This is a genomic window from Marinobacterium iners (assembly GCF_017310015.1).
GTDB classification, from domain to species: Bacteria; Pseudomonadota; Gammaproteobacteria; order Pseudomonadales; family Balneatricaceae; genus Marinobacterium; species Marinobacterium iners.
The window spans coordinates 4,046,429-4,053,293 of record NZ_CP022297.1 but is presented as its reverse complement, the minus strand read 5'-3'; the positions used below and the strand labels follow the sequence as shown (position 1 = coordinate 4,053,293).

Sequence of the window (6,865 nt, the reverse complement as noted above, 5' to 3'; positions counted from 1 at the left end):
TCAATAACCGACTGACACGACCCAATATGCGCGGCGAAGACATCATTCAGGAGTCATTGTTCACGACCGTCCATCTGGACACCTTCGTTCCCAGTGAACACCCATTACGACCGATTCGGCAACTGATCGATGAGGCCATGAAGCGGCTCAACTGGCTATTTGATCAGATCTACGCCGAAGGTGGCCGTCAGTCGATCCCGCCTGAGCGTCTGATTCGTGCACAGCTGTTGCAAGTCCTGTTCTCGATTCGCAGTGAACGGCAGCTGGTAGAACAGATCAGCTACAACCTGCTGTACCGCTGGTTCGTTGGGCTGACCATTGATGACCTGGTATGGCACCACTCAAGTTTCAGCACCAACCGGGATCGACTGCTGGAGCATGATGTCGTTACTCATCTGTTTGAAGAGGTGGTCAGTCTGGCACGGGAGCGCAGTCTGCTTTCAGACGAGCATTTCAGCGTCGATGGGACGCTGATCCAGGCCTGGGCATCACAGAAGAGCTTTCGCCGTAAGGACGGTACGGGCAATACAGATGACGATGGTCCTGCCGGACGCAATGCTGAACGCAACTTCAGGGGTGAGAAGCGCAGTAATGAGACCCACGCATCTACCACAGATCCAGAGGCTCGACTGGCCAAGAAGTCGCGGGGTAGTGAGTCACGCATGGCGTACATGGGGCACACGGTCATGGAAAATCGCAATGGCCTGATTGTGAAGGCGGCGGCCAGCCTCGCAACAGGTACGGCTGAACGCGATGTTGCAGCTGAACTGCTGGCCAGGCTGCAGGGCAGTCATCGCAAAACGGTGGGGGCTGACAAAAACTACGATACCCAGGGCTTTGTTTCGGCTTGTCGAAAGATGAAGATAACGCCCCATGTGGCACGAAATGAAAGCCGACCTGGGGGCTCCGCGATTGATGGGCGTACCAGTCGCCATGCGGGTTACACAATCAGCATGCGTCAACGAAAGCGGGTAGAAGAACCCTTTGGCTGGGGTAAAACCATTGGACCCATCCGGCAAGTGATGATGCGCGGTCGGGAGAAGGTTCACAGCCTGTTCCAGTTCACGATGATGGGTTGGAACCTGGTCCGCATGCGCAATCTACAGGGATAGTCCTCTTGAAGGCCCGGAATGGCTGCTGAGCACCGAATATATAGTCCAAAATGGCTAAAAACACGATTCAGCGGCGCCAAAATTGATCAAAAAACAAACATGGCTGTTGAAGTCTGTCAGATTTTCAACAGCCTGTTAGGCCAGAGCCTGCATCCAGTGATCGATAGCTCGTGCAATTCACACCTCGCCCCAAAAAGTGTTTGCAAGATAACCAGCAATCCCCTAGAATTTCGCGTCTTGATTTTATACCCCGTGGATTATCAGCCACCTCACGTACATCAGTGTAAGTAGGACTGAGGCAATGAAAAGAACATTTCAACCCAGCGTTTTGAAACGCAAACGTAATCACGGTTTCCGTGCTCGCATGGCAACTGCAAATGGCCGCCAGGTTCTGAACCGTCGTCGCGCTAAAGGTCGTAAGCGTCTGTCTGCTTGATTCAGATTCTGAATAAGGTCGCATGACTGAATGACCGATTTTCGATATCCCCGCCGTCTGCGACTGCTGACGAGCGGGGATTTCTCGCGTGTATTTGACCGCGCAGATGTCAAAGTACCGGACCAGCACCTGCTGATTCTGGCCCGCCCCAATGATCTTGGTTATCCCAGGATCGGATTCGTAATCTCGAAGAAAAATGTCCGTCGGGCGGTGAAACGTAACCGCGTTCGGCGTATCATTCGCGAGTCTTTTCGCCTGCATCAGCATGAACTCCCAGCACTGGATATGATTATTCTCGCTCGCAAGGGCCTGGATACTCTTGAAGGCACCGAGTTGAATGCCGTTATCAGGCGCTGTTGGTCGCGTGCCGGCAAGAAAGCGCGAAAGCTCACATAACAAACTGATGGTTCTACCACCATGGATGTACAGCGAGTCATACTGATTGCCGCTCTGGCACTGGTATCCTACCTGATGGTATTGCAGTGGAACGAGGATTACGGTCCCTCCCACCAGCCTGAACAACAGGTCACCAGCTCTTCCGCCTATTCCACTGACCCGGCATCAGCCGTTTCAGAACTGCCACAGGCATCCGATGCTGCGGCAAGTGCGGATATTCCCCAGACCGGAACAGCTACAGAGGGTGCCGTCCAAGCATCTGCCACCAGCCTGATCAAGGTCCGCACTGACGTGCTGGAACTGCTGATCGACCCACGCGGTGGCGACATCATTCAGGCCGCTCTGCCACAACATCAGGGGGCACTGAATTCAACTCAGCCCTTTGTCCTGCTGGAGCAGAATGCCAACCGTACATATGTCGCTCAAAGCGGCTTGATCGGGCCCGACGGGCCTGATGCCAATGTCACGGGCAGGCCGCTTTACACCAGCGCTCAGACTGAATACACACTGGAAAACGATACCCTGACCGTGGATCTTGGCCTCACCACCGACAAGGGTGTTGAAGTGACCAAACGCTTCACCTTTTTCCAGGGTGAATACCGGGTTGGAATGGAATACCTGATCAAGAACCCGACAGAAGCACCTTTCCAGGGTGTGCTCTTCGGCCAGATCAAGCGTGATGGCTCGAGTGACCCCTCACAGCAGAACAGCATGGGCATGCAGTCCTATCTGGGCGCTGTTTTCTCCACCGCCACAAACAACTACCAGAAAGTTGATTTCGGCGATATGGATGATGAGCGGTTCAATGTCTCCAGCCCTGACGGCTGGGTCGCTATGGTTCAGCACTATTTCCTCAGCGCATGGATACCGGAACCGGGCACCGAATACACCTACCAGTCCCGCAAGCTGAACGGCAATTACATTGCAGGCTTCCTGTCGCCCACCTTTACAGTGTCCCCAGGACAGTCTGAAACCGTCAGCGCCACTTTCTATGCCGGCCCCAAGGATGTTGACCAGCTCAAGCTGATTGCTCCTGACCTGGACCTGACCATCGACTACGGCTGGCTGTGGTGGATTGCCTCCCCACTGTACATGCTGCTGAAGTGGATTCACTCACTGGTTGGCAACTGGGGCCTTGCGATCATTGGCATCACCATCATCGTCAAGGCTGCGCTGTTCCATCTGAACGCCAAGGCGTTCCGCTCGATGGCGAAAATGCGCAAGTTCGGCCCTGAAATGGCGCGCCTGAAAGAACTCTATGGCGACGATCGTCAGAAGATGTCTCAGGAAATGATGAAGCTGTACCAGAAAGAGAAGATCAATCCGCTGGGAGGCTGCCTGCCGATTCTGGTTCAGATGCCGATCTTCATCGCTCTGTACTGGGTACTGATGGAGTCCGTCGAACTGCGTCATGCGCCTTTCTACGGCTACATTCAGGACCTGTCGCAGATGGACCCGTACTTCATTCTGCCGATTCTGATGGGCATCACCATGTTCATTCAGCAGATGCTGAACCCGACACCGCCCGACCCCATGCAGGCGAAGCTGATGAAGATGCTGCCAGTGATCTTCACCTTCTTCTTCCTCTGGTTCCCGGCAGGTCTGGTTCTGTACTGGCTGGTGAACAACATTCTGTCGATTGCCCAGCAGTGGGTCATCAACAAACAGATCGAAGCAGGCAATGCTGCCAAAGACTAAAGGCATGCTCTGCAGGTAAAATGAAAAGGCTCCCACGGGAGCCTTTTTCGTTGTGTTAAGGAGACCACCATGCTCAGCAGTGCGCAGGACACCATCGCAGCCCAGGCAACGCCCCCCGGCCGAGGCGGTGTTGGGATTATCAGACTGTCCGGGCCCGATGCGCTTGCCATCGCGCAACAGCTGCTGGGCTTTACACCAAAACCCCGTTACGCCCACTACACCCCGTTCCTGGATGGACAGGGCGAACAGCTGGACCAGGGCATTGCGCTCTACTTTCCCAATCCTCACTCCTTCACTGGTGAAGATGTGGTTGAACTGCAGGGGCATGGCGGTCCGGTCATCATTGACCTTCTGCTGCAACGGGTAATCGCCCTGGGCGCACGACTGGCACGCCCCGGAGAGTTTTCCGAGCGCGCTTTCCTCAACGACAAGCTGGACCTGGCCCAGGCAGAAGCCATTGCGGATCTGATCGACAGCTCGTCAGAGCAGGCCGCCCGTTGCGCACTGCGCTCACTGCAGGGCGCATTTTCCGAGCGTGTGCATGCACTGGTGGAATCCCTGATTCAGCTACGCATCTATGTGGAAGCCGCCATCGACTTCCCAGAAGAAGAGATCGACTTTCTTGCAGATGGCAAGGTGCAGTCAGACCTGGCACTGATCCTCAAAAATCTGCAGCAGGTGCGTCAGGAAGCACGACAGGGCAGTCTGTTGCGCGAAGGCATGAATGTGGTCATTGCAGGGCGCCCCAATGCCGGCAAGTCCAGCCTGCTCAACGCACTGGCGGGGCGAGACACCGCCATTGTCACCGACATAGAAGGTACGACACGCGATGTGCTGCGCGAGCATATCCATATTGATGGCATGCCGCTGCATATCATCGATACCGCCGGGCTTCGCGATGCCCCTGATGCCGTCGAACGCATCGGTATTGACCGCGCCTGGGAAGAGATCCGCCGCGCCGACCGCATTCTGATGATGGTCGACAGCAGCCATTCAGCGACCACTGATCCCTCTCAGTTATGGCCCGAACTGGCCGATCACCTTGACGACTTCAGCCATGTCACACTGATTCGCAACAAGGCCGACCTGACCGGCGAACCGGTTGGCATGCGTCAGGAAGGTGAATACAGCCTGATTTCTCTAAGTGCCAAACAGGGGCTGGGAATTGATCTGCTGCGCGAGCATCTAAAGCAGGTAATGGGTTTCAATGCCACAACGGAAGGCGGATTCATGGCACGTCGCCGTCATGTCGATGCACTGGAACGCACTCGTCAGCTGCTTGAAACCGGAGCCGAACAGCTCGAAGCGCACGGAGCCGGCGAGCTGCTGGCCGAAGATTTGCGCCAGGCACAACAAGTACTCAGCGAGATAACCGGTGAGTTCAGCTCGGATGATCTGCTCGGCAGAATCTTCAGTTCATTCTGTATCGGTAAGTAAAACGCTCAAAAAGATCGAAAAGCATCCAATCAAATACAAATAAGCCATTGTTTTATAAAGAAATTTATTCTATTTCTTTGCAGGCAATTTGATCCGTTTTGCCCCCTCTTGCTCCGTGTGTGCTCCGAGTATAAGTTTTCGGAGCACTCGGAGCACAAAAGGAGCAAAACATGAAAATCACTATCCAGAAACGCGAACCAGACAAGAACGGCCACCGTGCCTTGCGACTGGTCTACTATCACGGTTCCAAGACGGGTCAGAACGGTTCTCGGGCGCAGAAGCGCTCATATGAGCCCCTGAACCTGTTCCTCTACGACAAACCCCGCCTTCCGGCGGAGCGTGAGCACAACAAGACCGTGAATCAGAAGGCTGAGGCCATACGGGCAAAGCGGCTGTTGGAAATCGAGTCGTCACGACATGGATTGGACGATCGGACCAAGCTGTCTGCCAGCTTCTTCGATTACTTCGACCAACTCACCGACGAGAAGGCTTCCGGAAGCAAATCCAACCATTCGATCTGGATCTCCACCCGTCATCACCTGCACCGTTACCATGGCTTGTCTGAACTTACCTTTGAGCAAGTCGATAAACGATTTCTGGAGGGGTTCCGGCATTACCTTCAGCATGAAGCCACTACCAAATCGGGTACCAAACTGGCCAAGAACACGACTAGCAGTTACTTCAACAAGGTTCGGGCAGCGCTCAACCAGGCCTATCGGGACGGCATTGTCCGCGACAACCCGGTTCAACAGGTTAAGTCCATCAAGCCGGAAAACACGAAACGGACTTACCTGACCTTGGAAGAGGTCCGGGCTCTGACCAAAGCCGAATGCCGGTATGACGTGCTGAGGCGGGCTTTCCTGTTTTCCTGCACTACTGGCCTTCGCTGGTCAGATATCCACAAGCTGGTCTGGGGTGAGATAGAGGAATTCGCCGATGGCCACTACCGCATCATTTTTCGGCAGAAGAAGCTGGTGAACGCCGGGAACTCACTGCAATACCTGGATCTTCCAGACTCAGCGGTGAGATTGTTGAACCTGGAGAGTCGCGGTAAGCCAGGTGATAGGGTATTCAAGGGTCTGAAGTACGACTCCTACACCAACGTTGCATTAGCGCAGTGGGTCATGCGGGCAGGAATCACCAAGAACGTCACTTTCCATGCCGGACGGCACACCTTTGCGGTCAATCAACTGGCCAGGGGTGTGGATATCTACTCGTTGTCCCGGCTTTTGGGCCACAGCGAGCTCAGAACCACGGAGATCTACGCGGACATACTCGAAACTCGCCGTACAGAGGCCATGAGGAGTTTTCCTGACATATTTGAGGAGACACTGGACGAGGTTGGGGAATGTGCAGCCTAAGTGACGAGAGGGGCTTTCACAGCCCCTCTTTAAACCTGCCCCACATCATAAACTCCGTCGTCCTGGTCTTCGATGGCTCACCAGGTGCTGAGCAGCCGCCTTTTCGATTTCGTCCGCTGTCGCGATCCGGTTGGACTGGAGCCACTTCAGGATATCTGCGCGGCGAAAGAAAATCCGGTGACCATTTGGCTTGAAGTGTGGGATCTTCTTTTGGGAGGTTAGCTGGTACAGGGTACTTTTCTTCAGCCCCGTATATTCCGCACAGTCTTCAAGACTCATGATCTCCTTGTCGGCCTCCGAGGCCTTGCTGCCACCGATATGATCCAAAATTATTTTTTTGAGGACCATCATGTCCTGCAACACCCGTTGCAGCATTTCTTTTTCTGTCATCTCTCTACCCCTACACCGCCATAACCAAAGTGGGA

Annotated in this window: 7 protein-coding genes; 6 read left to right on the top strand and 1 reads right to left on the bottom strand. The window is 54.5% G+C overall.

Features of this window, described 5'->3' with window-relative positions:
- Window positions 1-26: 26 nt before the first annotated feature.
- The 6 genes from CFI10_RS19110 (at window position 27) to CFI10_RS19085 (ending at window position 6,440) form a co-directional block, all read left to right on the top strand.
- Window positions 27-1,112, top strand: coding sequence for an IS5 family transposase (locus CFI10_RS19110; RefSeq protein WP_206834486.1), 1,086 nt, complete (start codon window positions 27-29; stop codon window positions 1,110-1,112).
- A gap of 301 nt (window positions 1,113-1,413) precedes the next feature.
- The gene (gene rpmH / locus CFI10_RS19105; RefSeq protein ID WP_091827522.1) at window positions 1,414-1,548 is read left to right on the top strand and encodes a 50S ribosomal protein L34; all 135 of its coding nucleotides are present in this window, start codon (window positions 1,414-1,416) and stop codon (window positions 1,546-1,548) included.
- Window positions 1,549-1,578: 30 nt separating this feature from the next.
- Window positions 1,579-1,944, top strand: a complete 366-nt coding sequence (rnpA, locus tag CFI10_RS19100) for a ribonuclease P protein component (RefSeq protein WP_091827523.1) — start codon at window positions 1,579-1,581, stop codon at window positions 1,942-1,944.
- Window positions 1,945-1,965: 21 nt separating this feature from the next.
- Window positions 1,966-3,642, top strand: a complete 1,677-nt coding sequence (gene yidC, locus CFI10_RS19095; protein ID WP_206837661.1) for a membrane protein insertase YidC — start codon at window positions 1,966-1,968, stop codon at window positions 3,640-3,642.
- A gap of 69 nt (window positions 3,643-3,711) precedes the next feature.
- Window positions 3,712-5,079, top strand: coding sequence for a tRNA uridine-5-carboxymethylaminomethyl(34) synthesis GTPase MnmE (gene mnmE, locus CFI10_RS19090; protein ID WP_206837658.1), 1,368 nt, complete (start codon window positions 3,712-3,714; stop codon window positions 5,077-5,079).
- Between the two features lie 170 nt (window positions 5,080-5,249).
- Window positions 5,250-6,440 (top strand): site-specific integrase, encoded by a 1,191-nt coding sequence (locus CFI10_RS19085; RefSeq protein WP_206837654.1) that lies wholly within the window; start codon window positions 5,250-5,252, stop codon window positions 6,438-6,440.
- Between the two features lie 45 nt (window positions 6,441-6,485).
- Here the strand turns inward: CFI10_RS19085 and CFI10_RS19080 are convergent, their stop codons facing one another.
- Window positions 6,486-6,830, bottom strand: a complete 345-nt coding sequence (locus tag CFI10_RS19080; RefSeq protein ID WP_206837651.1) for a helix-turn-helix transcriptional regulator — start codon at window positions 6,828-6,830, stop codon at window positions 6,486-6,488.
- Window positions 6,831-6,865: the final 35 nt, after the last annotated feature.

What these genes read in the sequence shown, in the direction of transcription:
- rnpA (WP_091827523.1), top strand. Translation starts at nt 1,579, where the DNA reads ATGACCGATTTTCGATATCCCCGCCGTCTGCGACTGCTGACGAGCGGG.
- mnmE (WP_206837658.1), top strand. Translation starts at nt 3,712, where the DNA reads ATGCTCAGCAGTGCGCAGGACACCATCGCAGCCCAGGCAACGCCCCCC.
- CFI10_RS19080 (WP_206837651.1), bottom strand. Translation starts at nt 6,830, where the DNA reads ATGACAGAAAAAGAAATGCTGCAACGGGTGTTGCAGGACATGATGGTC.
- CFI10_RS19110 (WP_206834486.1), top strand. Translation starts at nt 27, where the DNA reads ATGCGCGGCGAAGACATCATTCAGGAGTCATTGTTCACGACCGTCCAT.
- rpmH (WP_091827522.1), top strand. Translation starts at nt 1,414, where the DNA reads ATGAAAAGAACATTTCAACCCAGCGTTTTGAAACGCAAACGTAATCAC.
- yidC (WP_206837661.1), top strand. Translation starts at nt 1,966, where the DNA reads ATGGATGTACAGCGAGTCATACTGATTGCCGCTCTGGCACTGGTATCC.
- CFI10_RS19085 (WP_206837654.1), top strand. Translation starts at nt 5,250, where the DNA reads ATGAAAATCACTATCCAGAAACGCGAACCAGACAAGAACGGCCACCGT.